The 22,358-nt window shown below is 66.2% G+C and carries 26 protein-coding genes; 8 read left to right on the top strand and 18 right to left on the bottom strand.

Annotation, left to right across the window (positions count from 1 at the left end; genetic code table 11):
- Window positions 1-28 precede the first annotated feature (28 nt).
- From GQ674_RS12015 to GQ674_RS12005, 3 genes are all read right to left on the bottom strand, one after another.
- The gene (locus tag GQ674_RS12015) at window positions 29-340 is read right to left on the bottom strand and encodes a CPBP family intramembrane glutamic endopeptidase (RefSeq protein ID WP_159497264.1); all 312 of its coding nucleotides are present in this window, start codon (window positions 338-340) and stop codon (window positions 29-31) included.
- A gap of 13 nt (window positions 341-353) precedes the next feature.
- On the bottom strand, window positions 354-515 hold the full coding sequence (locus tag GQ674_RS12010) for a hypothetical protein (protein ID WP_159497263.1): 162 nt from the start codon (window positions 513-515) through the stop codon (window positions 354-356).
- Between the two features lie 930 nt (window positions 516-1,445).
- The gene (locus tag GQ674_RS12005) at window positions 1,446-2,336 is read right to left on the bottom strand and encodes a LysR family transcriptional regulator (protein WP_159497262.1); all 891 of its coding nucleotides are present in this window, start codon (window positions 2,334-2,336) and stop codon (window positions 1,446-1,448) included.
- Between the two features lie 196 nt (window positions 2,337-2,532).
- On the opposite strand from GQ674_RS12005, the gene GQ674_RS12000 reads away from it, so the two are divergent.
- The 3 genes from GQ674_RS12000 to GQ674_RS11990 all read left to right on the top strand — a co-directional run bounded on the left by GQ674_RS12000 (window position 2,533) and on the right by GQ674_RS11990 (window position 4,967).
- Complete coding sequence (locus GQ674_RS12000) at window positions 2,533-3,201, top strand: carboxymuconolactone decarboxylase family protein (protein WP_159497261.1); 669 nt, start codon at window positions 2,533-2,535, stop codon at window positions 3,199-3,201.
- 59 nt (window positions 3,202-3,260) lie between these two features.
- Window positions 3,261-3,629 (top strand): antibiotic biosynthesis monooxygenase family protein, encoded by a 369-nt coding sequence (locus GQ674_RS11995; RefSeq protein WP_159499426.1) that lies wholly within the window; start codon window positions 3,261-3,263, stop codon window positions 3,627-3,629.
- Between the two features lie 489 nt (window positions 3,630-4,118).
- On the top strand, window positions 4,119-4,967 hold the full coding sequence (locus tag GQ674_RS11990) for a trypsin-like serine protease (protein WP_159497260.1): 849 nt from the start codon (window positions 4,119-4,121) through the stop codon (window positions 4,965-4,967).
- A gap of 353 nt (window positions 4,968-5,320) precedes the next feature.
- Here the strand turns inward: GQ674_RS11990 and GQ674_RS11985 are convergent, their stop codons facing one another.
- From GQ674_RS11985 to ccmA, 12 genes are all read right to left on the bottom strand, one after another.
- Window positions 5,321-6,229 carry a hypothetical protein gene (locus tag GQ674_RS11985; protein WP_159497259.1) on the bottom strand — a complete coding sequence of 303 codons (909 nt, stop codon included), beginning with the start codon at window positions 6,227-6,229 and terminating at the stop codon, window positions 5,321-5,323.
- A 9-nt stretch (window positions 6,230-6,238) separates the two neighbouring features.
- On the bottom strand, window positions 6,239-6,841 hold the full coding sequence (locus tag GQ674_RS11980) for a cold shock and DUF1294 domain-containing protein (RefSeq protein ID WP_159497258.1): 603 nt from the start codon (window positions 6,839-6,841) through the stop codon (window positions 6,239-6,241).
- An 8-nt stretch (window positions 6,842-6,849) separates the two neighbouring features.
- A complete protein-coding gene (locus GQ674_RS11975; protein ID WP_159497257.1) occupies window positions 6,850-7,962 on the bottom strand; it encodes a homoserine O-acetyltransferase in 1,113 nt (370 codons plus the stop codon).
- 70 nt (window positions 7,963-8,032) lie between these two features.
- Window positions 8,033-9,049, bottom strand: a complete 1,017-nt coding sequence (locus GQ674_RS11970; protein WP_159497256.1) for a tetratricopeptide repeat protein — start codon at window positions 9,047-9,049, stop codon at window positions 8,033-8,035.
- Window positions 9,046-9,531, bottom strand: coding sequence for a cytochrome c-type biogenesis protein (locus tag GQ674_RS11965; protein ID WP_236546068.1), 486 nt, complete (start codon window positions 9,529-9,531; stop codon window positions 9,046-9,048). The genes GQ674_RS11970 and GQ674_RS11965 overlap by 4 nt, the downstream gene beginning before the upstream one ends.
- The gene (locus tag GQ674_RS11960; protein WP_159497255.1) at window positions 9,494-10,105 is read right to left on the bottom strand and encodes a DsbE family thiol:disulfide interchange protein; all 612 of its coding nucleotides are present in this window, start codon (window positions 10,103-10,105) and stop codon (window positions 9,494-9,496) included. Before GQ674_RS11960 ends, GQ674_RS11965 begins: the two co-directional genes overlap by 38 nt.
- 16 nt (window positions 10,106-10,121) lie before the next feature.
- Window positions 10,122-12,035, bottom strand: coding sequence for a heme lyase CcmF/NrfE family subunit (locus tag GQ674_RS11955; protein ID WP_159497254.1), 1,914 nt, complete (start codon window positions 12,033-12,035; stop codon window positions 10,122-10,124).
- Window positions 12,036-12,497 (bottom strand): cytochrome c maturation protein CcmE, encoded by a 462-nt coding sequence (gene ccmE, locus GQ674_RS11950; protein ID WP_159497253.1) that lies wholly within the window; start codon window positions 12,495-12,497, stop codon window positions 12,036-12,038.
- Window positions 12,494-12,679: a heme exporter protein CcmD gene (gene ccmD, locus GQ674_RS11945; protein WP_159497252.1), complete on the bottom strand. Its 186-nt coding sequence runs from the start codon at window positions 12,677-12,679 to the stop codon at window positions 12,494-12,496. The genes ccmE and ccmD overlap by 4 nt, the downstream gene beginning before the upstream one ends.
- Window positions 12,676-13,452, bottom strand: a complete 777-nt coding sequence (ccmC, locus tag GQ674_RS11940) for a heme ABC transporter permease CcmC (RefSeq protein WP_159497251.1) — start codon at window positions 13,450-13,452, stop codon at window positions 12,676-12,678. The genes ccmD and ccmC overlap by 4 nt, the downstream gene beginning before the upstream one ends.
- Before the next feature lie 96 nt (window positions 13,453-13,548).
- A complete protein-coding gene (gene ccmB, locus GQ674_RS11935) occupies window positions 13,549-14,244 on the bottom strand; it encodes a heme exporter protein CcmB (protein WP_038687473.1) in 696 nt (231 codons plus the stop codon).
- Window positions 14,241-14,921 carry a heme ABC exporter ATP-binding protein CcmA gene (ccmA, locus tag GQ674_RS11930; RefSeq protein ID WP_236546067.1) on the bottom strand — a complete coding sequence of 227 codons (681 nt, stop codon included), beginning with the start codon at window positions 14,919-14,921 and terminating at the stop codon, window positions 14,241-14,243. Before ccmA ends, ccmB begins: the two co-directional genes overlap by 4 nt.
- Before the next feature lie 86 nt (window positions 14,922-15,007).
- Here ccmA and GQ674_RS11925 point away from each other — a divergent pair, with 86 nt between their 5' ends.
- From GQ674_RS11925 to GQ674_RS11915, 3 genes are all read left to right on the top strand, one after another.
- Window positions 15,008-16,156, top strand: a complete 1,149-nt coding sequence (locus GQ674_RS11925; RefSeq protein ID WP_159497250.1) for a pyridoxal phosphate-dependent aminotransferase — start codon at window positions 15,008-15,010, stop codon at window positions 16,154-16,156.
- A complete protein-coding gene (locus GQ674_RS11920) occupies window positions 16,156-16,989 on the top strand; it encodes an amidohydrolase (protein WP_159497249.1) in 834 nt (277 codons plus the stop codon). The genes GQ674_RS11925 and GQ674_RS11920 overlap by 1 nt, the downstream gene beginning before the upstream one ends.
- A gap of 92 nt (window positions 16,990-17,081) precedes the next feature.
- A complete protein-coding gene (locus tag GQ674_RS11915) occupies window positions 17,082-17,516 on the top strand; it encodes a hypothetical protein (RefSeq protein WP_038687479.1) in 435 nt (144 codons plus the stop codon).
- A gap of 158 nt (window positions 17,517-17,674) precedes the next feature.
- On the opposite strand, the gene GQ674_RS11910 is transcribed toward GQ674_RS11915, so the two are convergent.
- The 3 genes from GQ674_RS11910 to GQ674_RS11900 are packed head-to-tail and all read right to left on the bottom strand — an operon-like array spanning window position 17,675 to window position 21,353.
- Window positions 17,675-19,504 carry a pseudouridine synthase gene (locus GQ674_RS11910; RefSeq protein ID WP_159497248.1) on the bottom strand — a complete coding sequence of 610 codons (1,830 nt, stop codon included), beginning with the start codon at window positions 19,502-19,504 and terminating at the stop codon, window positions 17,675-17,677.
- Window positions 19,497-20,432, bottom strand: coding sequence for an SMC-Scp complex subunit ScpB (gene scpB, locus GQ674_RS11905; RefSeq protein ID WP_159497247.1), 936 nt, complete (start codon window positions 20,430-20,432; stop codon window positions 19,497-19,499). Before scpB ends, GQ674_RS11910 begins: the two co-directional genes overlap by 8 nt.
- Before the next feature lie 15 nt (window positions 20,433-20,447).
- Complete coding sequence (locus GQ674_RS11900; protein WP_159497246.1) at window positions 20,448-21,353, bottom strand: ScpA family protein; 906 nt, start codon at window positions 21,351-21,353, stop codon at window positions 20,448-20,450.
- 345 nt (window positions 21,354-21,698) lie between these two features.
- Between GQ674_RS11900 and GQ674_RS11895 the strand changes: the two genes are divergently transcribed.
- Window positions 21,699-21,998 (top strand): YciI family protein, encoded by a 300-nt coding sequence (locus tag GQ674_RS11895; RefSeq protein ID WP_128097741.1) that lies wholly within the window; start codon window positions 21,699-21,701, stop codon window positions 21,996-21,998.
- Entirely contained in the window at window positions 21,995-22,264 is a 270-nt protein-coding gene (locus GQ674_RS11890) for a BolA family protein (protein WP_038687490.1), read from the top strand. The genes GQ674_RS11895 and GQ674_RS11890 overlap by 4 nt, the downstream gene beginning before the upstream one ends.
- Window positions 22,265-22,358: the final 94 nt, after the last annotated feature.

Here is a 22,358-nt window from a genome sequence, read left to right as displayed (position 1 = left end):
GGTTGGGTCGCCTTGGCCCGTCGGCCGCTCACGCCGAAGCAGCGAACGCAATCGCCGCAAACCCGATGAGGTTGAGCACCATGTGCGCCAACACACAGAGGATCAGTGAGTTCCAGCGCACCCGGACCACGTACATCGCCAGCGAAAAGGTCACGAGCGACACCAGGCGGATGGGCTCCACCTGTCCGGACGCGCCCACGAAATGCATGCCCACAAACAGCACCGTTCCGATGCCTGACGCTGCAATTGCACCTACGCGTCGGCTGAGCAGGTCGAAAATAAGGCCACGGTGAAGCAACTCTTCCAGCACCGGTGCCACCAGCACGATGGCAATGAACATCGGAAGCAGGTACTCACGTGCCGCCGGAAACGCCGTCCCGGAGGAGGGAGAGGTTGCCCTCATCACGATCCGATTCCTGATCGATGGCCGGCCAAGGATCAAAGGCGGGCATGCCGCCCGTGGAAAAACGCCTCATGAAACCGGAGAGAAAAATGTGAATGGAGATGAAGACCACTCCAGGCGTCCTAAGGGCAATCCAACAGCGAGGTCGCGATGACGGAGCGAAGTTGGTCGATCTCGTCGAATCGTGGCTGGGAGTCATTCGAGTGTGAGCTTTTGAATGACCACGGCGACGATTTGCTCTGCCGCCTTACTCTGAATGGCGAATACCTGGACCGGTCACAACCCGAGTCAAATGGGGACCTCGTCGTTCCTGACTTTAAGGTATCGCTTCCGCAGACTCTTCTGAGCAGGCAATCATTGCGTGGCCTCTATATGGATCTTTTCCGATGGAGGGAGATGGGCGAGCTTTTTTCCCGAGATCTCCAGGCTGCAGGCTCTGGAGGTCAAATGCTGCGCTTATCGATTGAAGACAATCCTCGATTCATTCAAAGCGCGGGGAAGCGAGTCTTCACCATCCAATACGTGTCCGGCTTGGCCATGGCAATAACGTCCAGCTTTCTAGTTGATCAATCCTGTGTTGGTCTGGCCCTGGATGAACTGGCGCGATCTCTCGAAGTGGAGCACTAGTCGAGCTTCTGCTGAGTGTTGAGGACCGCTTCACGCTCACCGGTCGAGGGTTGGCCCTGGCGTCTGATTTTCCGATCCCGCATGGAGAGCACAACCCCGTTTTCCGTCAGCGTCGAGCATCCGTACGGTACTAGGTTGCCCGTAGAGGCGGAGCTCCGTCTTCACCACGTTCGACGTGGCGGCGACACACTGATCATCTATCTCCCTGGAATCGATACGGCTTACGTACCGATGGGCAGCAAAGTCTGGAAGGTGTAACTCGAGCCTCCGCTTCTTGGCCGGTAGCGGTCAGGGGACCAATGAGAGAAGGCTGTGGCAGTGATAAATGCGCTATTCCTAGGGCGGTAAGTCTCAAAATCTGGCCAGTTCCTCGAAAGAGATCGTCGTAATCTCTCACGCGCTCCTTCCATTTTTGCTAATCCCGCTTCAGCCAAGCGACCAGCGCCGTAAATGCAGGCGAGGGCTGCCGGCGGTTGGGATAGTAGAGGTGGTAGCCTGGGAAAGGTAAGCACCATTTATCCAATACGGGAACCAGCCTGCCCGCCGCGATATGCTCGGTGAGCATCGGTTCGGGCGCATAGGCCAAGCCTAGTCCGTCCACGGCGGCGTTGACGACGTGGGTCATGCTGTTGAACACCAGTTGGCCTTCGCCGCGTACGGTGAACTCTTTGCCGCCCTCCTCGAACTCCCAGGCGTAGATGGCACCGTTTGGACGATGCCGGATGTGCACGCATCTGTGTTGCATGATGTCGGCGGGCTTCCGCGGCTTCGGATGCTTCTTGAAGTAATCGGGAGATGCAACCACGACCAAACGCCAATCCGGCCCAACCCTGACCGCGATCATGTCCTTGCTGAGCGCCTCGCCCAGCCGGATGCCGGCGTCGAATCGTTGTTCCACCACGTTGGTGAACCCGTAGTCCACGTAGAACTCAAGCGTGATATCCGGGTACTCGGCGAGGAACCCGGCTAGCCGCGGACGGATGATGGTCTCCATGGAGTCGTCCGTGCAGGAGATCCGTAGGGTTCCGGCCGGACGGTCGCGCAAATCCCCCAGTGCCTCGACGCTGGCGCCGATGGCCTCGAAGTGCGGTGCGATGGAGTGCATCAGCCGCTCGCCCGCCTCGGTAGGGGAGACGTTGCGTGTAGTGCGTGCCAGCAGTCGGATGCCCAGGCGTTCTTCGAGTAACCGCATCGAGTGGCTGAGCGCAGAGGGAGTCACTCCCAGGCGAACGGCCGCCTTGGTGAAGCTCTGCTCCTGTGCCACTGCCAGAAAGGCCTGGAGGTCGTTGGTCTTCACAGCGCTCATGGCCAATTGTGAGCTGAATTCAGTAATGCATCAACTTTCAGCCCGCTTATCGAGGTGGCGGCCGGCGACTATCGTGGTGACCTTAGTCCCCCGAGGCCTCCGGCGCATGAAACCGAACCGTCCTGCTTGTCTGATGGTCGCGGCGATACTTGTCGGCGTGCCGGTACAGAGGGGCCATGCTCAGGAAGGAAGCGCCATGAATACTGAGTTGCACGTGGTGTCTGCCACCGTATTGGATCTCCGTCAGCAAGCCATCGTCCCGATGAGCGCCTCCGCGGCGGCCGGCGACATGGCACGCCTCCGGGATGCCGTGAATCAGGCGTTGGACGCGGGATTGAGCGTGGCCGAAGCGCGAGAGATCCTCGTGCAGGTCTACGCCTATGCGGGATTTCCGCGCAGTCTCAATGCGTTGAGCGAACTGATGAAGGTGGCAGAGGCCCGGAGGCAGCGCGGCCTTCAGGATGAAATCGGCCGCGAGCCGGGCCGGCCGATCCCCAAAGGCGACGCGTTGCTCGCTGCAGGCACGGCCAATCAGACCAAGCTGGCTGGGCGACCGGTCTCCGGGCCATTGTTCGATTTCGCACCGCAGGCAAATGAGTATTTGCGTACGCACCTGTTTGGCGACATCTTCGAGCGCGACAACCTCGATTGGCAAAGCCGTGAGTTGGCGACGGTCAGCATGCTGGCGGCCATGTCCGGGGTAGGGCCCCAGTTGCAGTCGCACATCGGTATCAGCATGAACATAGGGCTGCGCCCAGAGCAGCTGTATGGGCTGGCGGATGTTCTCGAAGCGCGCTTCGGCCTGGAGGCCGCGGAGCGCGTCCGTCTCGCCATTCAACGTCACCGGGAAGCCGGGCGCGAATGATATTCAGGCGAGGGGTTTCCTCGAGTGGCATGCATCAACTGGAGGGTTAAGTGAACAAGATGCTCATCGGCACTTTCATCAGCATGCTGACATGCGCCTTCAGTGCTGGCGCTGAGGAGGCACAGATGACGAGGCTCTCAAAGATCACCGTCGATGCAGACCATCTCCCCGCGTATCGAGCTGCTCTGGCTGAAGAAGTTCGCGCCTCCATGGCGCTTGAGCCAGGCGTGCTGTCGTTGTATGCGGTGTTTGACAAAGAAGAACCCACGCGGCTGACAATCCTTGAGATCTATGCGAGCCGGCAGGCTTACGAACAGCATGTGAAGAGTTCGCATTTCCTGAAGTACAAGAACGGGACCCTGCACATGGTCAAGTCGCTGGAGTTGGTTGATGTTGATCCTCTCTTGCCGGAACTGAAGATCAAGTAGCGGTCAGCTTGGCGTCGGGAAGTGCAATAGGCCAGGAAGCCGATTGCGGCGGAGATTGCCGGGGCTGCGTGGGGGGGCATGGAGCTTGGTTGGCCAGAATCGGCCAAGCGGGTCGCGGAGAAAGTCCGAGCCGGGCTTCGAGAACTTGATGGGGCGGCTAAGCCGCCGTCCGACAGCTAGCAGGCCAACGTCCGCTTCTGGTCGGAAGCAGACGCCCGTCGCCGAGCCAGCCTAAGTGATGCTAGCCCAAACGTGAGCCTGAGCGGAAACGCCGCTCGGACCGGTGATTTGTCCCAGTGAGGCGTGGGATGGGCCGCGCGGGTATGGATCCTCCCGGACACAAGCCTCATTTCCCGGCGTTCGTCGTACCTGACGTCGTCTTGTCGGAAATCTTGCCCGGCATTGAGATTGCCCCGCCATACTGGGGCGAGGCGCGCACGAACGCCACGGGTGAACCTCAGACCACTGCCTGAAAGGACGTTTCGACATATGAAGTTCCGGCTTCTACTTGCTCTCTCCATCCTGCCGTTCGCAGCGAACGCCATTGTCATCCGTGGCGATGTTGACGATTCGAATTACCGGATAGACCGATCGGAGTCTCCTTCGCTGGCAGATATGCCCGGCGAGGGACACGGCGTTCTCATTGCGCCGAAGTGGGTCGTCACCGCCGCACACGCCGCTCCGATGGAAGGCATGGACGCCGAGGTGATGATCAACGGCGAGGGATATAGGGTTGCCAGGGTTATCGTCCACCCTGGCTTCAAGCGCATGCCCGACGCGCTGGGTCAGGAAGCGTTGAAGACGGGCGATCCATCCAGGATTCACGCGTTTCTGGCCGGGTCGGATGACATAGCGTTGATCGAGCTGGATGCGCCGGTGGAGCACGTTGCACCGGTAGCTCTTTACCAAGGCAGCGATGAAGTTACCGAAGTCGCCATGTTTGTGGGGAAAGGGGCAACCGGCAACGGCGTTGACGGGCAAAGCGCCAGCGCCCCGCATCGTGGCGTGCTGAGGCGGGCCTACAACTCCATCACGGGCGCCAATGATCGCTATGTCTGGTATCGATTCGATCCGCCCGCAGAAGGCCTGCCGCTTGAGGGGGCGTTGGGAAGCGGGGACAGCGGCGGCCCCCTCGTTGTGCGTAAGCAGGGTGCGTGGCAACTCATTGGGCTGGGATCGTGGATCACCGCGGTTCCGGAGCACGCCTTGGAGGCGGGCTTCTATGGACAGATGGTCTACAACGTTCGCATTTCGCGGTATGTCGCTTGGATCGACAGCGTGATATGCGCTGCGGATGGCAGTGCGTGCATAGAGGCCATCCAGCGCCCTGACCATTAGAGAGTGTCGCGCCAAGCCCATCGCGAGGCCGCTACTGGCCGAAGGCGGCCGCCAGCTGATGAAGACTGGCACGAAAAAGCCCTGCATTGGCAGGGCTTTTTGTTGGGTACCGGCGCGATAGTTAAATCGTTCGATCCGATTGCGGAGAAGGACCTTTCCCCCAATCACGATCCCCTCTGGGATGGTTAAGGGTTCGCCGTAGCTTTTATTGTCGCTGGCAACGTGAATAATCTCCCTGTCGATCAAGCGCTTTATTTGCTGGGCGTTTCCCATGTGGATCAGGTAGATGCCGTCACCGTCAAACGAAGTTACGCCGCTATCTCTGAGTGCATGGCCAGGTTTAGCTTCCGGGATTATGGTCGCGGCCAATTCCCCAGCGAAATTAACTCACTCTTGAGCTCAGCCGCACGCTTGTCCGCACTAGCTAGCTCCGGCGCAGCCACACTGGGGAATCTTGCTGCAAAGGTCGGACCGGCCTTTGAGTCACCAGCAAGATATGCAAGCCGCAAATACGACATGGAGAGCGGCAAGTTCTTTAGGGCATCTGAGCTCAAGTAGATGTCTGAAGCGAGATAGAGGCCGTAGAGGTTTCCTTGCTTGGCGCCTTCAAGTGCAACACCCAGTGCCTCACGGTGCCGTTGTTCGCGCAATAGACCTTGAGCATACAGACTTGCGTCAACGGCTGACCCGCTCTTCTCGGCAGCGGCCTTCAGTTGATCCGCGCTGAAGCTGCGGGCGTTCTGGACCTGGTCAGGCGTCGGATACCCGCGCGCCTGAAGCCAAACTGCCTCTTCTTCCGTAGAGGCGACAAGCGGGTCGTTGGCGCACGTCGATGAGTCTCCCTTGCAAGAGTAGTGCTGCAGAAGAGCATTCTCACGCAGGTCGCCAAGATCGCTAGGGGCTTGGGCTACACCGGTTTTGGTTGCACTCCCCAAGCTGGGCGGAGGTTGCCCATCGGATGGCGATGATGCTGAGGTTTGATCATGCGCTTCTTCCTGGTGCGATGAGCCCAAGTACCAGAAAGATGCCCCGAGCATTACGACCGCCGCAGCTCCTGCCACTACCCATTTTGAATTAGCAGTCATTGTTCTCACCTCGCTGAACCACACGTTGCACTGCGCGTGGGCTGTGATCTTCTCGTATTTCACCGTGAGGGAATTCACTGGCGCGAACCAGTTGATCATTGTTTGCGGAATTCCTAGGTCAGCAAGAACCACGCCATTGTTGGCTAACCAGCCTTGGAAAAAGCTGGTGAACGGCATGGCGTGGCTCTACCGGGGAATCTGGTGCAGCAACCAGGCGAGGGCGCCTAGGTTGATCACGACCACTACCCAGAACACCTGCTGGAAGGAGGCTTTGCGATTCTTGTGGCGCAGCACAGATTGCGCGACCAGGGCGCCGGGCCAACCGCCGAACAACGCAAGCAGTTGCAGGATTTTTTCGGGCGTGCGTTGCTGGTCGTTCTGCGCAGCGCTCTTGTCGAACCAGTAGAACAGGAAGGTCACGGCGCTCGCACCCAGATACGCCGCTGGCAGCCACATCGGCCAGTGCATCCACGCGGTCAGCCCGGCTAGTCCGGCGAGGAACAGCAGTGCGATGGTCTTGCGAGGGAAAACGTCGCGGCCCTTCCGCTCGGTGGCAGGCGTGTTGCGCGCGCCGCCCCGCTGCAGCGCAAAGCGCACCTGCACGGCGTTGCGGCGTCCCTGGGCATCGCGTTCAACCGCATAGGTAACCACGTCGCCAAGTGCCGGCCGCCGGTCACGCGCCGCAAACGCACGGATATGCACGAAGCAACGTTCGCCCCCACCATTGGGCTGCACGAAGCCGAAGCCGCGCGCGTCGTCCCATTCGCTGAGCTTTCCCTGCAGTCGCATGTCTGTCCTTAGAGTGCGGAAAGGAACTCGCCCACGGCCGGCCCGAACCGCGCGAAATCCACTAGGAACGCATCATGCCCCTGCGGCGAATCCAGCCCGATGAAGCGCGCGTCGGCGCCACCGGCCCGCAGGCCATCGGCGATCTGCTGTTGCTGCTGGACCGGGAACAGGATGTCGGTGTTGGCGCCGATCGCCAGCGCCTTGTCCACCTGGATCTTGGCCAACCCGGCCAGCACGTCGCCGTCGGCGTATTCGGCCAGGTCGAACCAGTCCATCGACCGGCTCAGGTACAGGTAGCAGTTGGGGTCGAAGAAGCGCACGAAGCGGCGCGCGTGGCCTTCCAGGTAGCTTTCCACCTGGAACTCCAGGCCGAACGGGTCGTCGTCGGCCTGGTCCGAATCCAGCCGCACGCGGCCGAACCGGCCGTCCCATTCCAGCGCCGAGCGGTAGGTGATCACGCCCAGCTTGCGCGCCATGCGCATGCCCGATTCGGGATAGCTGTCTTCGGTGTATTGGCCGGCGTCCCACTTCGGGTCCAGGCGGATCGCTTCGCGCTGCAGCGAGCGGATGGCGATCGAGAAGGGCAACGCCTGCGCGCTGCCGGAAATGTTGATGTGGCTGCGCGCGATGCCCGGGTGCAGCAACAGCAGCGCCAGCGCGGTCATGCCGCCCATCGAGTTGCCGATCACGCAGGCCAGCTGCGTCACGCCCAGCGCGCGCACCACCTCGACGGCCGCGCGGGCGCCGTCTTCGATGGACAGCTCCGGGAACTGCAGCCGGTACAGTGCGCCAGTGGCCGGGTTGATCGTGGCCGGGCCGGTGGAGCCCTTGCAGCTGCCCAGCGAGTTCACGCAGATCACGAACCAGCGGTCGGTATCGATCGCCTTGCCCGGGCCGAGCATGCCTTCCCACCAGCCAGCGGCCGGGTTGTCGGCGTTGGCGGCGGCGTGCGCATCGGGCGACAGACCAGTGACGATGAGCACCGCGTTGCTGGCCTGCGCATCGAGGGTGCCCCAGGTTTCATAGGCCACGTGCGCGTCCAGCAGCTGGCCACCGCGCTTGAACCGAAAGGGCGAGGGCAGGGCGTGGTAACGCGTACCGGGCGGGATGAATTCAGTCATGCGCGCATTTTAGCCGGGTCGGGTCAACGTGCCGTGCCAGTGGCGGCACGCAGCATCGCGCCGGCTCGGCTCATGGTCCGGCGATCAGCAGGGGCACCGGTTCGGCACGCGGCAGCGGCACGCGTACCGCCGGCGAATCGATGTCGCCCTCCTGGCGGTTGGCCTGGCCGGAGGCAGACAACCGCGCGAACACCTCCACCTCCTTGAGCGCCGACAATGGCTGGGTGGGCATCGGGCTGTCGGCGTCGTCCAGCGTGACCCGCAGCGGCAGGTCGGCCAGCCGGTGTTTTTCCACGGCCACCGGCATCGGCGGGCCGCCGGGAATACGGGCGATCACGAAGATACTGGCATCGTCACGCAGGCGTGCGCGGGCGGCGAACGCGGGATCCAGCGCGACGGTGACGGTGAGTGCGGGTGCGGCGGTGGCCGCCGCAGACGGCGCCGCTGCGGCGGGCAGCCCGGCCTTCTCGCGGGCAATGGCGATCTGTTCGCGCAGCGCGGTAGCGGCGCCCGGATCCAGGCGCGGCAACAGTGCCTCCCAGGTGGCCGCTGCCTCGGCGTCCTGGCCGCGCTGGCGCTGCGCAATGCCGATCAGCCAGCCGGCACGCTCGCTGCCCGGCGCCAACCGCTGCGCATGGCGCAGCCACTGCAGCGCGGTGTCGTCGAACTGCTTGGCCGGGTCGGCCTGTGCGCGGGTCTGTGCGGCCTCCACCAGCAGCTCGGGCTCATCCGGGGCCAACTGCACGGCGCGGGCGAAGGCGCGGTTGGCCTCGGCCAGGTTACCCAGGGCCTGTTGCGAGCGGCCCAGCAGGGCCCAGCCGTCGGCGCGCTGCGGGTCGCGCTCCAGCGCGCGCTGCAGTTCCACCACGCCCTCGCGCAGGCTGGCTGGTTCGCCCGTGCGCGCGGTCGGCGCGGCAGCCTCTGGCGTGCCGACCAGGTAATACAGCGCCGAACCGGCCACGCCCACGGCCACCACCATCACGATGAAGGGCGCGCGCCGGCCCGTGGCGCGCAGCGGCCACAGCATCACCAGGCCGACGGCCGTGGCGACCATGGCGGCGATTGTCGGGAACCACGATCCGCTCACCAGCGCTCCTCGCTGTTGTCCATCGGCTGCAGCTGGCGGCTGCGTCGGCGCACCACCCACACCAGTACGCCAGCGCCGCCCAGCAGCAGCACGGCCGGGCCGAACCACAACAGGCTGTTGCGGGCGTCCATCGGTGGGCGGTACAGCACGAACGCGCCGTAGCGGTCGACCAGGAACTGCTTGATCTGCGCGTCGTCGCGGCCCTGCTGCATCAGGGTGAGCACTTCACGGCGCAGGTCGTGCGCGATCTGCGCGTTGGAATCGGCCAGCGACTGGTTTTGGCACTGCACGCAGCGCAGTTCGGCCGCCAGTGCATGGAAGCGCGCCTCTTCGGCGGCGTCGCGGTAGTGCAGCGGCGTCGGGTCGGACACCGCCTGCGCGCTGGCTATGGCCGGTAGCAGTGCCGCAGCGGCCAGCAGGCCACCGAGCAGCAGCGCGGGCAGCTTACGGCGCGGCAGGCAGCGTGGTCTGGGCATTGGCATGGCTGCGCTCCACCTTGTCCAGTTCGGGAATCAGCTGGGTGTCCACCACCCGCTGGGTGAGGGCGCCGCTGTACTTCCAGCGCACCACGCCACTGGCGTCCACCAGGAAGGTTTCCGGCGCGGCGGTGACGCCCCAGTCGATCGCGGTGCGGCCTTCGATGTCGGCCAGCACCAGCACGAACGGGTTGCCCAGCTGTTCCAGCCAGCGCAGGGCGTCGGCCGGTTCATCTTTCCAGTTGTAGCCGATCACGCGTACGCGCTTGGTTTCGGCAAAGCGGGTCAGCACCGGGTGTTCTTCCCGGCAGGCCGCGCACCAGCTGCCCCACACATTCAGTACGTACGGCGCGCCGCGCAGTTCATTGCTGCTGACCTTGATGGTGGGGTCGTGCAGCACCGGCAGGGTGAAGGCCGGGGCGGGCTTGCCGATCAAGGCCGACGGCAGCACGTCGCGGTCGGGCGCGCCGGACTTCATCACCCCGTACACCATCAGCCCCAACAGCCCGAAGAAGAACAGCACGCCGATGACGATGGCCACGGGCGGCAGGGGGCGGGAAACGGGACGCGGATCGGACACGGGGGAACTCCAGGACTCAGGGACGGCGGAAACGGCGGTCGGCGGCTGTGACGAAACCGCCCAGGGCCATCAGCAGTGCGCCCAGCCAGATCCAGCGGACGAACGGTTTGATGTGCACGCGCACCGCCCAGGCATTGTTGCCCAGCGGCTCGCCCAGCGCCACGTACACATCGCCAGTGAGGCGTGCATGGATGCCGGCCTCGGTCATCATCTGGCCGCCACTGGCGTAGGCGCGTTTTTCCGGGTGCAGCAGGGCCAGCTCGCGGTCGTTGCGCAGAACGCGCATATGGCCGCGGTCGGCGGTGTAGTTGGGGCCCTGTTGATGGTCCACGCCCTCGAAGCGCACTTCATACCCGGACAGCTGCAGCGATTGGCCCGGCGACAGCGCTACCTCGCGCTGCACGTTCAGCGCTTCCACCAGCAGGGCACCGGCCAGGAACACCGCCACGCCGCCATGGGCCAGCAGCATGCCGACCATTTCGGCGGTGAAGCGGCCATTGCCACGCAGCCGGCTCCACACAAAGCGCGCGGTCCCGAAGGCGACCCAGGCGGCGGCGGTCACACCGGCCGCGGTCTTCAGCGCGCCCTGCGGGGCCATGAAGTAGGCGATGGCGCCCAGCAGCAGCGCCAGCGCCGCCCACGGCGCCAGCATCGCCAGCGCGCGCGAAGCCTGGTCGCGTTGCCAGTTCACCAGCGGGCCGAACGGCAGCAGCGCCACCAGCGGCGCCATCAGCAGCAGGAACAGGGTGCCGAAGTAGGGCGGGCCGACCGACACCTTGCCCAGCCCCAGCGCATCGGCCAGCAGGGGGTACAGCGTGCCCAGCAGCACCATCGCGCACGCCGCGGCCAGCAGCAGGTTGTTGGCCAGCAGCAGGGTTTCGCGCGAGGTGGCCATGAAGCCGCGGCGCGGGTCGTCGTTGCCCAGCGCACCGGCGCGCAGCGCGTACAGCAGCAGTGCGCCGCCGATCACCAGGGCCAGGAAAATCAGGATGAAGGTGCCGCGCGTGGGATCGGCGGCAAACGAATGCACGCTGGTAAGCACGCCCGAGCGGACCAGGAAGGTGCCCAGCAGCGACAGCGCGAAGGCGGCGATGGCCAACAGCAGCGTCCAGCTGGCGAAGCTGCCGCGCTTTTCCGTGACTGCCTGCGAGTGGATCAAGGCCGCGCCGGCCAGCCACGGCAGGAAGCTGGCGTTTTCCACCGGGTCCCAGAACCACCAGCCGCCCCAGCCCAGTTCGTAGTACGCCCACCAGCTGCCCAGCGCGATGCCGAGAGTGAGGAAGCCCCACGCCACGTTGGTCCACGGCCGGGTCCAGCGCAGCCAGCGCGCATCCACGCGGCCTTCCAGCAGCGCGGCGATGGCGAAGGCGAACGGCACTGCGAAGCCCACGTAGCCCAGGTACAGCATCGGCGGGTGGATGATCAGGCCCGGGTCCTGCAGCAACGGATTGAGGTCGTGGCCTTCCAGGGGCGCCGGCAGCAGCCGCGCGAACGGGTTGGAGGTGAAGATCAGGAAGGCCAGGAAGCCGACGCTGATGATGCCCAGCACGCCCAGGACGCGCGCCAGCACCTGCACCGGCAATTGCCGCGACCACCGCGCAACGGCGCCATTCCACAGCGCCAGCACCAGCGCCCACAGCAGCAGCGAGCCTTCATGGGCGCCCCACACGGCGGAGTAACGGTAGGCCAGTGGCAGCAGCGAGTTGGAGTTTTCGGCGACGTAGCGCACCGAGAAATCCTGGGTGACGAACGCCGCGGTGAGCACGCCGAACGCGCCCAGCAGCAGCGCCAGCTGCGCGTACGCGGCCGGCCGGGCCACCGCCATCCACGCCGCGTAGCCACGCTGGGCGCCCCACAGCGGCAGCACCGCCTGCAGCACCGCCACCACCAGCGCCGTTACCAGCAGGATCTGCCCCAGTTCGGGCAGCACTCAGCGCACCGCCGGTGCGGTCACCGGTACATCGTGCTTGGTATGCGCCTGGCCCATCTTGTCGGCTACTTCCTTGGGAATGTAGTTTTCGTCGTGCTTGGCCAGCACTTCATCGGCAATGAAGCGGCCGTCCTGCAGGCGGCCGCTGGCCACCACCGAGGTGCCTTCGCGGAACATGTCCGGCAGGATCCGCGAGGTGCTCACCGGCAGCGTGGCATCGCCATCGGTGACCACGAAGTGTGCTTCCAGCGAGCCTTCCGCGCGCTGGAACGACCCCTTGACCACCATCCCGCCCAGGCGGAACCGCGACTGCGGATCCACGTCGCCACGCAGCACTTCGGCCGGCGTGTACAGGTAGGCGATATTGCGCTGCAGGGCGAAGGCCACCAGCGTGGTGGCCAGGCCGGAGGCCAGCAACAGCAGCAACACCCACACCATCCGGCGGCGCTGCGCCGGGGTCATCGGCTGAGCTCCGTGGCCAGCGGGGCGTCGGGCTGTGGCTTGGCGCGTGCGTGCAGCCGTTGCTGGCGGCGCGTGGCCTGGCGCCGGGCCAGGCGAAGGCGCAGCCAGGACCCGAACGCGTCGCAGGCCAGGACCAGCACGAACACCGCGAAGGCGCCAATGATGAAGGGCAGGTGGGTCATCGCGGAAGCTCCTGTACTGTGCCGGCGTCGAGCGGCGCGAAACGCTCGCCCACCCACGCCTTGCCTGCCTCGCGGGCCAGGTTGTCGGCACGCGCCTTGGCCAGCAGCGAGCCGGCGAACCACAGCTTGGTGCCCACCACCATCCACCACAGCGGCGCAATCAGCTCGGCGCGGACGGCGTTGTCACCGAACACGTTGATCGACTGGCGCTGGTGCAGGCCGCCCCACCAGTCCACCGAATAGCGGATCACCGGCAGCAGTGCCACCCCCACGATCGCCAGCAGCCCGGCCGCACGCGCGGCGCTGCGGCGGTCTTCGATGGCGTGGTACAGCCCGATCACGCCCAGGTACAGGAACAGCAGGATCAGTTCACTGGTCATGCGCGGGTCCCAGTCCCACCAGGTGCCCCAGGTGGACTTGCCCCAGATGCTGCCGGTGAGCAGGGTGATCAGGGTGAAACCGGCGCCCATCGGCGCGCAGGCCATGGCCAGGATCTCGCAGACCTTGATCCGCCAGACCAGCGCGATGGCCGAATACAGTGCCATCAAGGCGAACACGAACAGGCTCATCCACGCGCTGGGCACATGGATGTAGATGATGCGGAAGGCGTCGCCCTGGCTCTGCTCCGGCGGTACGACGAACAGACCCTGCCACAGTCCGATCAGCAGCACCGGCAGGGCGGCCACGTAGAACACGCGCGACCAGCGCGCGGCGAAGCGGTCGAAGATGGGCGGCGATGCGACGTGGTGGAACCAGCGGACGAGAGTGTGCATGCAGCGGTAGCTATCCAGCCTAGGGCGACGATTCAACGGACGTGGAGCGGCGTGTTGAACGGTGACGCTGTAAACGGTGTGGCGGTGGACGACTGCTCAATTCAACGATATCCGGATGGCCGCGGCGGTGGCCAGCGGTGCAAGCACCAGCGCCACCACCAGCCCGGCGCCCAGCAACAGCAGCGCCCCCACCGGATCCTGACCGCGTGCGGCGGCCCCGACACTGCCTGCACCGAACACCAGCACCGGTACGTACAGCGGCAAGGCCAGCAACGCCACGAGAATACCAGAGCGCCGGATGCCCACGGTCAGCGCGGCAACCACGCCGCCGATCAGGCTGAGCAACGGTGTTCCCAGCAGCAACGATGCCAGCAGGATGGGCAGTTGGTCATGCGGCAGATGCAGCATTTCCGCCAGCAACGGGCTGACCACGATCAGCGGCAGGGCGGTGGTGGCCCAATGCAGCAGCACCCGCACCAGCACCAGCCAGGCCAGCGGCACCGGCGCCAGAAGCCACTGCTCCAGCGAGCCGTCCTCGGCGTCGCTGCGGAACATGGAATCCAGCGCCAGCTGGCCGGCCAGCAGCACCGCCAGCCACAGCACCGCCGCGCCCACCTGCGCCATCAGCTGCGGCTCGCGGCCCAGCGCCAGGGCGAACAGCACCACCACCAGCACGGCGAACATCAGCGGCTGCAGGGCATCGCCGCGGCGCCGCCACAGCAGGCGCAGGTCGCGCCGGGCCAGCGCCCGCGCGGTCTGCCACAGGCCCGGTTCGGTACCCGGCGCGATCATGCGGCACCCCCTTGTGGTGCCGGGCTCTGCCCGGCAGACGCTGAAACCTCCCCCGCAGGCGACAGCCGCAGCAGCCGCGTCTGTACCGGCGGCGCGGCGTAGGCGCCGTGGGTGGTCACCAGGGCAGCACCACCGCTGCGCAGGTGCGCGGAAATCATCCGGTTCACCAGGTTGATGCCGTCCAGGTCGAGGTTGGCGTAGGGTTCGTCGAGCAGCCACAGCGGGGCCGGCGACAGCCAGATCCGGGCCAGCGCCAGGCGCCGCTTCTGCCCGGCCGAGAGCTGGCGCACCAAGGTGTCTTCATAGCCGGCCAGTCCGACGATGGCCAGCGCGTTGCCCGGCATCTGGCGCGTGCGCCGCCCGTGCAGGCCGCACAGGAAATGCAGGTTCTCCAGCGTGTCCAGATCGGCCTTCAGCGCCGGCAGGTGGCTCAGGTAGGCCACGAACCGCGCGCGCTCCTTGTGCCCGGCGGCCCGCCCGTCGATCTGCACCTGCCCGGCATCGGCGCGCAGCAGGCCGGCCAGCACCCGCAGCAGGGTGGTCTTGCCGGACCCGTTGTCGCCCTGCACCAGCAGCGCTTCACCGGCGTCGATGTGGAAATCGAGCGGGCCGAACACCGGCTCATCGTTGCGACTGAAGGCAAGGCCTTGGGCGGCCAGCAACGGAGGAGCGTTCAAAGGGCGGTCTTTGCGGCGGAAGGGGCGGTCATTGTATCGGGGGTTTTGCGTACACTGGCCTTTCCCCCTTTTCTTCTTTCCGGCCGATGCAACCGCAAACCAAGCTGCCCAAGGTGGGCACCACCATTTTCACCGTGATGTCCCAGCTGGCTGCCGAGCATGGCGCCGTGAACCTGGGGCAGGGGTTTCCGGATTTCTCCGCGCCGCAGCGCCTGCTGGATGAAACCATCAAGGCCATGCAGGGCGGCTTGAACCAGTACCCGCCGATGACCGGGGTGGCGCCGCTGCGCCAGGCCATCGCGCAGAAGTCGCTGGATCTGTACGGCGCGCAGGTGGACCCGGACGCGGAAATCACCGTGACCAGCGGCGCCACCGAGGCGATCTTCAACGCCATCCACGCCGTGGTGCGCCCGGGCGAGGAAGTGATCGTGCTGGACCCGGCGTACGACTGCTACGAGCCGGCCATCGACCTGGCCGGCGCGCGCGCGGTGCACGTGCCGCTGGACCCGCAGACCTTCGCGGTGGACTGGGACCGCGTGCGCGCGGCGATTACCTCGCGTACCCGCCTGCTGATGGTCAACACCCCGCACAATCCGTCCGGTGCGATGCTGAGTGCCGACGACATGCAGGCGCTGGCCGATGTGTTGCGCGGCACCGGCATTTACCTGATTTCCGATGAGGTGTACGAGCACATCATCTACGACGGCCGCCGCCACGAATCGGCACTGCGCTACCCGGAACTGCGCGAACGCGCGTTCGTGATCTCCAGCTTCGGCAAGACCTACCACTGCACCGGCTGGAAGATCGGCTATGCGATCGCACCGCCGGCGATGAGCGCCGAGTTCCGCAAGGTCCACCAGTACAACACCTTCACCAGCTTCGGTCCGGCCCAGTACGGCTTTGCCGCGATGATCCGTGACGAGCCCGAGCACCATCTGGAACTGGGCGCGTTCTACCAGGCCAAGCGCGACCGCTTCCGCGACCAGCTGCTGACCACCCGCCTGACCCCGCTGCCGGTGCCGGGCGGTTACTTCCAGCTGGTGGATTACTCGGCGATCAGCGATCTGCCCGACCACGAGTTCGTGAAGTGGCTGACGATCGAAAAAGGCGTGGCCGCGATCCCGTTGTCGCCGTTCTATGAAACCGCACCGGTCGGGCAGCGCCTGGTGCGGCTGTGCTTTGCCAAGAACGACGCCACGCTGGATGCGGCGATCGAACGCCTGCAGGTGCTGTGATGGCTACCCCCGTCGAACGTGGTGACCTGCGCGTCTCCCTGGTCCAGGGCGATACCCGCTGGCACGACCCGGCTGGCAACCGCGCGTACTACGGCGCGCTGCTGGCCCCGCTGGCCGGGCAGACCGACCTGGTGATCCTGCCGGAGACCTTTACCAGTGGCTTCTCCAACGAGGCCATCGACAAGGCCGAAGGCATGGACGGCCCGACCGTGGCCTGGATCCGCGAGCAGGCGGTATTGCTGGGCGCGGCGGTCACCGGCAGCGTGCAGCTGCGGGTGGGGCAGGGCGTGTACAACCGTTTGCTGTGGGCCACGCCCGACGGCGAGCTGCAGCATTACGACAAGCGCCATCTGTTCCGTTACGGCAACGAGCACCTGCGCTACGCGGCCGGCAACGAGCGCCTGAGCGTGGAATGGAAGGGCTGGCGGATCAATCCGCAGGTCTGCTACGACCTGCGTTTCCCGGTGTTCTGCCGCAACCGCTTCGATGTGGAGCGCCCGGGCGAGCTGGACTTCGACCTGCAGATCTTCGTGGCCAACTGGCCGTCGGCACGCGCGTATCCGTGGCGTACGCTGCTGCGTGCACGTGCGATCGAAAACCTGTGCTTCGTGGCGGCGGTCAACCGGGTGGGCGTGGATGGCAACGACCTGCACTATGCCGGCGACAGTGCGGTGATCGACTTCCTCGGCCAGCCGCAGGTGGAAGTGCGCGAGGTCCAGCAGGTGGTCACCACCACCATCTCGGCGGCGGCATTGGCCGCGCACCGCGCACGCTTCCCGGCGATGCTCGATGCCGATGCGTTCACTCTGGACGGCCCGGTCGACGCTGGCTGAACGATGGCCTGACGGCGGCGTGTGGCCTCATCCGGGTCACACGCGGCCACTGCTAGATTCGCCTCGTCACCCACTGAGTACGAGCGGATCGCATGAAGAAGTTCTCCCTGGTTTTGATCGCGCTGGCCGGCCTCTCGACGGCCTCGGCCGCCCAGGCAGCCGGCAACATCGACTGCGAGCTGCACTACAACCTGGCCGGCTGGTCGGTGCTGTACAAGACCGCATCGGGCACCGGCACCATCAGCTGCGACAACGGCGCGCGCATTCCGGTGAAGATCACCGTCAAGGGCGGCGGGCTGACCGTGGGCAAATCCAAGATCGTCGACGGCAAGGGCAAGTTCTCCGGCGCGTATTCGGTCAACGACCTGATCGGCTCCTACGCCTCGGTGGAAGCCCATGCGGGCGCCGACAAATCCAGCAATGCGCAGGTCATGACCAAGGGCGATGTGTCGCTCGCGCTGGCCGGTACCGGCAAGGGCTGGGACCTGGGCGTGGGCCTGGGCAAGTTCACTATCGAGCGCCGCTGACGGTAGAGCCACCCCATGGGTGGCTGCATCACTGTTCGGCATTACGTGCAGCCCCCGGTGAGGTGGCTCTACCGGAGGCGAGCGGCATGACGCGCGGTCAGACCCCATAAAAAAACCCCGGCCGAAGCCGGGGTTTTTTGATCTCAGGGTGTCAGTGATCAGCCGCCGCGCGGGCCGCCGCCACGGTGACCGCCGCCGCCCGGACCGCGGCTGCCGCCGGGCCGACCGCCCGGGCCGCCGGGACCCCGACCACCGGGACCGCCCGGGCCACGGTTGCCGCCCGGGCCACCCGGACCGCGATTGCCGCCGGGACCACCGGGGCCGCGCGCATTGGCGCCGGGACCACGCGCACCGGGACCGCCCGGACCACGATTGCCACCTGGACCACCCGGACTGCGGTTACCCGCCGGACGCGCGCTGCCGTACGGGCTGCTGCCCGGATTGGCGTGGTCGGACGGGAAGCTCGGGGCATTGCCCGGATGGCCGTACGGATGACGCGACGGGCCCTGGCCGCTCTGGCCACCGCGGTTGCCACCGGCACCGGCGCCGGCCGGACGGCCCTGGCCACCGTAGCCGCCACGGCTTTCGCCACCGCGGTTGTCGCCGCCGTAACCACCGCCACCGCCGCCGTAGCCGCCACGGCCTTCAGCGCCGCCGCCGTAGCTGCCGCGACCCGGGCCGCCTGCGCCGCCCGGACCCTTCGGCTTGCCGTACGGACGGCCCTGGCCACCGGCACCTGCGCCGGCACCCGGACCCCGCGCACCCGGACCACGGGCTGCGCCCGGGCCTGCATTGCGGTGGTTGCTCGGGCCGGTGCTGACACCGTCCGGCACGTACCAGCTGCGGAACGCGGCCGGGTTGCCTTCGGGCAGGGCACGGTTGCCCTTGTCCGGGCGCGCCTTGAACGGACGCTGCGACTGCTTGGCCGCCGCTTCACCGCTGACCGTCAGGCCACCCTTGAAGCCGCCGCCCTTGCCGCCGCGACCACGGCCGCGCTCTTCGCGCACGTTGTCGAAACGACGCAGCTCGCGGCCTTCGTCGGCCGAGTTGTGGCCGTTGACGTAGGCATTGCCACGGCCACCCTCGCGCGACACGCGCACGGTGGTCTTGGCGGCGCGACGCTGGCCGATCACCGGCTGCAGGGTCAGTGCCGACGGCGCGCCTTCTTCCAGCTTCAGTTCTGCGCGCAGCGCTTCAACCTGCTTGGCCGGCAGTTCCACCGACTGGCCGCGCAGCAGTTCGCGCGGCAGGCTGACCTTGCCGTAGCGGGTGCGCTTCAGGCGGCTGACCTGGCAGCCCTGCGATTCCCACAGGCGGCGCACTTCGCGGTTGCGGCCTTCCTTGACAACCACGCGGAACCAGTCGTGCGAGTCGGTGCCGCCGATGCGTTCGATCTCGTCGAACTTGGCCGGGCCGTCTTCCAGCGCCACGCCACGGGCGAGGCGGTCGACGATGTTGTCGGGCACCTTCTCTTCGCCTTCCGGGGCGCGCACGCGCACCACGTACTCGCGCTCGACCTCGTAGGAGGGGTGCATCATCGCGTTGGCCAGCTCACCGTCGGTGGTTGCCAGCAGCAGGCCGGTGGTGTTGATGTCCAGGCGGCCGATCGCGATCCAGCGCGCGCCCTTGAGGGCAGGCAGCGCTTCGAACACGGTCGGGCGACCTTCGGGGTCTTCGCGGGTGGTTACTTCGCCTTCCGGCTTGTTGTAGGCCAGCACGCGCGAGGTTTCGGTCAGCGCGGTAGCCACGAAGCCGCGGCCGTCCAGCTCGACCTTGTCGCCGCTCTTGATCGACTGGCCGGTCTGCGCGACTTCGCCGTTGACCTTGACCAGGCCATCGGCGATGCGCTGCTCCAGCGCGCGGCGCGAACCGAGCCCGGCCTGGGCCAGCACCTTGTGCAGGCGTTCTTCCAGCTTGGGCTGGTCGGTGGCGGTTTCGCGCTTGAGCGAAAGCTTGTTCAAAGACGGCTTGCGGGGGGTGTCACTCATTTACTTGGCTCCGGCCGGCAACGGGTGCGTCGGCCTCTGGTTCGGGATCGGCTTCGTCAACAGCCACGGTCGTCTTCGCGACGGCGTTGTTTTCGGTTTCGTTCTGGGGCGCCGCGCGCTCGCCCGGCGCGGTATCGGGTTCGCCATCAGGGGCGGTCATTCCAGCGTCGTCGTCGCGGGGCGGCAACGGCGCTTTGGATTCGGTGTCTGCAGCGGTATCGGTGGTGGGCGCGCGCCCGCCATCGGGTGAATTGTCCTGCGATTCGTCTTCACCTGCCAGTGGCGGGGTGTCGTCGTTTGCTGCGTCCCCGTCCAGCTCGGCGTCGGGGGTGGCGGCGCCAGCGGCCAGGCGACCGGCCGGCTGGCCATCGCGGTCCAGCGGCAGCTGCGGTTCCAGCTCGCCCAGGTCGCGCAGCTCGGACAGCGGCGGCAGTTCGTCCAGGCGCTTGAGCCCGAAGTAGTCCAGGAAGCCCTTGGTGGTGCCGAACAGGGCCGGCTTGCCGGGTACGTCGCGGTGGCCGATCACGCGGATCCACTCGCGCTCTTCCAGCGCCTGGATGATGTTGCTGCTGACCGCCACGCCACGCACCTGCTCAATTTCGCCGCGGGTGATCGGCTGGCGGTAGGCGATCAACGCCAGGGTTTCCAGGGTGGCGCGGGTGTAGCGGGTCTTGCGTTCTGTCCACAGCCGGGCGATGTAGCCGTGCACTTCATTGGTGACCTGGAAGCGGAAGCCGGAGGCCACCTCCACCAGTTCCACGCCGCGCTCGGCGCAGCCGTCGCGCAGCAGTTCCAGTGCGCGCTCGATGCTGCCCGGCGGCGCCGGTTCCTCTTCCGGGAACAGGCCCTGCAGCTGCGCCAGGGTCAGCGGCTGGCTGGAGGCCAGCAGCGCCCCTTCGACAATACGGTTGATCAGCGATTGATCCATGCGTGGGTCGGGTGCTCAGTCGGATGCGTTGGCGGCGTCGGCGTCATCGAATTCGCTGTTGAACTGCAGCGGTTCGTTGGTGTTGCCGGCAGCCAGGGATTTGACGTAGATCGGCGCCAGCGGCGCTTCCTGGACGATGTCCAGCAGCTGCTCCTTGGCCAGTTCCAGCAGGGCCAGGAAGGTCACCAGGACGCCCAGCTTGCCTTCTTCGGCGGTGAACAGCGATTCAAACCGGTAAAACTGGCCATCTTCCAGCCGCCCCAGCACGTCGCCCATGCGCTGGCGCACGCTCAGGGCCTCGCGCTTGATCGCGTGGCCGGTGAACAGCTCGGCGCGCTTGAGCACGTCGTGCAGCGCCATCAGCATTTCCTTCAGGTCCACCGGCGGCGGCAGCTTCACTGCGGCGCGGTCGGGCACGAAGGCATGTACCGGGGTGGTGTCGCGGTCCTGCCGGGGCAGGGCGTCGATATCTTCGGCAGCCTGTTTGAAGCGTTCGTACTCCTGCAGCCGGCGCACCAGCTCGGCGCGCGGGTCGGCTTCCTCGCCCTCGACGCTGGGCGGTCGCGGCAGCAGCATCCGCGACTTCACTTCGGCCAGGATCGCCGCCATCACCAGGTACTCGGCCGCCAGTTCGAAGCGCAGCTCCTGCATGACGTTGATGTACTCGACGTACTGGCGGGTGATCTCGGCCACCGGGATGTCCAGAATGTCCAGGTTCTGCCGGCGGATCAGGTACAGCAGCAGGTCCAGCGGGCCTTCGAAGGCATCGAGGATGACTTCCAGCGCGTCCGGCGGAATGTACAGGTCCTGCGGAATCTGCAGGACCGGTTGACCATGCACCACGGCCAGCGGCATTTCCTGCTGCTGTGGGGCGGTCGGCCGGATTTGCGGGTTCGCGTCGAGCGCGAGTTCGGAGGTCATCAAGAGTGATGTCAGTATTGCAACGGACCGGTCGCCGCACCCTCAGCCGTTCCGGAACGCCCGGCGGCAGGATGGCAAGCCATGACACGCCTGGGTCGGCGCGGTTCCACACTTCAAACAGCAAGGCGCGCCGCGACGGGCAGCGACAGAACTACGGGGAGGTCGTCTACGTGTACTGGTGTGGGGCAGCGGGTCGATCGTCGGGTGGCGGTGAAGCCGTCTACCGGCGGGGCTGCTGCGTCCAGCCACGTGCAATGGAGTCAAGAGTACGGGTTCAGCCCGGCAGTGTCCAGCGAGCCGGGCTAGAATCGTCCGGTTCGTTTAGCTGAGCCTTGGGAGTTGCCTGTGTGGTATGTGATTGAAGGCTATGACGGTGCCGACGTGTTGGCAGCCCGGATGGCGGTGCGCGGCGCGCATCTGGCCCGTTTGACCGCCCTGCGCGATGAGGGCCGGCTGCTGCTGGCCGGGCCGTGCCCGGCGATCGACAGCGAAGACCCGGGCCCGGCCGGGTTCAGCGGCAGCGTGGTGATCGCCCAGTTCGATTCGCTGGCGCAGGCCCAGGCCTGGGCCGACGCCGACCCCTACGTGGACGCCGGGGTCTACACCCGCGTGCAGGTGCGCCCGTTCCGCAAGGTCCTGCCGTGACCCGGGTCGAGCAGATCCGCGCGGCCCTGCAGCAGGCCCTGGACCCGCAGCTGCTGGAGGTGGAGGACGACAGCCACCGCCACGCCGGCCATGAGGGCGCGCGCGATGGCCGCGGCCATTTCAATGTGCACATTGTCAGCGCCGCCTTCGAAGGCAAGCTGCCACTTGCGCGCCACCGGGCGGTCTATGCCGCCTTGGGCACCCTGATGGACACCGATATCCACGCGCTGTCCATCCGCGCCGAGGCACCGGCCAAAAACGGCTGAAAGCCTTGTCCTGCCTTGTCCTGGTCAGTCCAGGACAGGGCCCCTGAAGACACGCTCATGTTACCGGCGGACGACATTGGCCTAACGTAGTGTT

This window comes from Stenotrophomonas sp. 364, assembly GCF_009832905.1.
GTDB lineage: Bacteria > Pseudomonadota > Gammaproteobacteria > Xanthomonadales > Xanthomonadaceae > Stenotrophomonas > Stenotrophomonas maltophilia_AP.
Note: the sequence above shows the minus strand (reverse complement) of the source record. Positions and strands in the feature narration are given on the sequence as shown.

What these genes read in the sequence shown, in the direction of transcription:
- GQ674_RS12015 (WP_159497264.1), bottom strand. Translation starts at nt 340, where the DNA reads ATGTTCATTGCCATCGTGCTGGTGGCACCGGTGCTGGAAGAGTTGCTT.
- GQ674_RS12005 (WP_159497262.1), bottom strand. Translation starts at nt 2,336, where the DNA reads ATGAGCGCTGTGAAGACCAACGACCTCCAGGCCTTTCTGGCAGTGGCA.
- GQ674_RS12000 (WP_159497261.1), top strand. Translation starts at nt 2,533, where the DNA reads ATGAATACTGAGTTGCACGTGGTGTCTGCCACCGTATTGGATCTCCGT.
- GQ674_RS11995 (WP_159499426.1), top strand. Translation starts at nt 3,261, where the DNA reads ATGCTCATCGGCACTTTCATCAGCATGCTGACATGCGCCTTCAGTGCT.
- GQ674_RS11990 (WP_159497260.1), top strand. Translation starts at nt 4,119, where the DNA reads ATGAAGTTCCGGCTTCTACTTGCTCTCTCCATCCTGCCGTTCGCAGCG.
- GQ674_RS11985 (WP_159497259.1), bottom strand. Translation starts at nt 6,229, where the DNA reads ATGCCGTTCACCAGCTTTTTCCAAGGCTGGTTAGCCAACAATGGCGTG.
- GQ674_RS11980 (WP_159497258.1), bottom strand. Translation starts at nt 6,841, where the DNA reads ATGCGACTGCAGGGAAAGCTCAGCGAATGGGACGACGCGCGCGGCTTC.
- GQ674_RS11975 (WP_159497257.1), bottom strand. Translation starts at nt 7,962, where the DNA reads ATGACTGAATTCATCCCGCCCGGTACGCGTTACCACGCCCTGCCCTCG.
- GQ674_RS11965 (WP_236546068.1), bottom strand. Translation starts at nt 9,531, where the DNA reads ATGCCAATGCCCAGACCACGCTGCCTGCCGCGCCGTAAGCTGCCCGCG.
- ccmE (WP_159497253.1), bottom strand. Translation starts at nt 12,497, where the DNA reads ATGACCCCGGCGCAGCGCCGCCGGATGGTGTGGGTGTTGCTGCTGTTG.
- ccmD (WP_159497252.1), bottom strand. Translation starts at nt 12,679, where the DNA reads ATGACCCACCTGCCCTTCATCATTGGCGCCTTCGCGGTGTTCGTGCTG.
- ccmC (WP_159497251.1), bottom strand. Translation starts at nt 13,452, where the DNA reads ATGCACACTCTCGTCCGCTGGTTCCACCACGTCGCATCGCCGCCCATC.
- ccmB (WP_038687473.1), bottom strand. Translation starts at nt 14,244, where the DNA reads ATGATCGCGCCGGGTACCGAACCGGGCCTGTGGCAGACCGCGCGGGCG.
- GQ674_RS11925 (WP_159497250.1), top strand. Translation starts at nt 15,008, where the DNA reads ATGCAACCGCAAACCAAGCTGCCCAAGGTGGGCACCACCATTTTCACC.
- GQ674_RS11920 (WP_159497249.1), top strand. Translation starts at nt 16,156, where the DNA reads ATGGCTACCCCCGTCGAACGTGGTGACCTGCGCGTCTCCCTGGTCCAG.
- GQ674_RS11915 (WP_038687479.1), top strand. Translation starts at nt 17,082, where the DNA reads ATGAAGAAGTTCTCCCTGGTTTTGATCGCGCTGGCCGGCCTCTCGACG.
- GQ674_RS11910 (WP_159497248.1), bottom strand. Translation starts at nt 19,504, where the DNA reads ATGAGTGACACCCCCCGCAAGCCGTCTTTGAACAAGCTTTCGCTCAAG.
- scpB (WP_159497247.1), bottom strand. Translation starts at nt 20,432, where the DNA reads ATGGATCAATCGCTGATCAACCGTATTGTCGAAGGGGCGCTGCTGGCC.
- GQ674_RS11900 (WP_159497246.1), bottom strand. Translation starts at nt 21,353, where the DNA reads ATGACCTCCGAACTCGCGCTCGACGCGAACCCGCAAATCCGGCCGACC.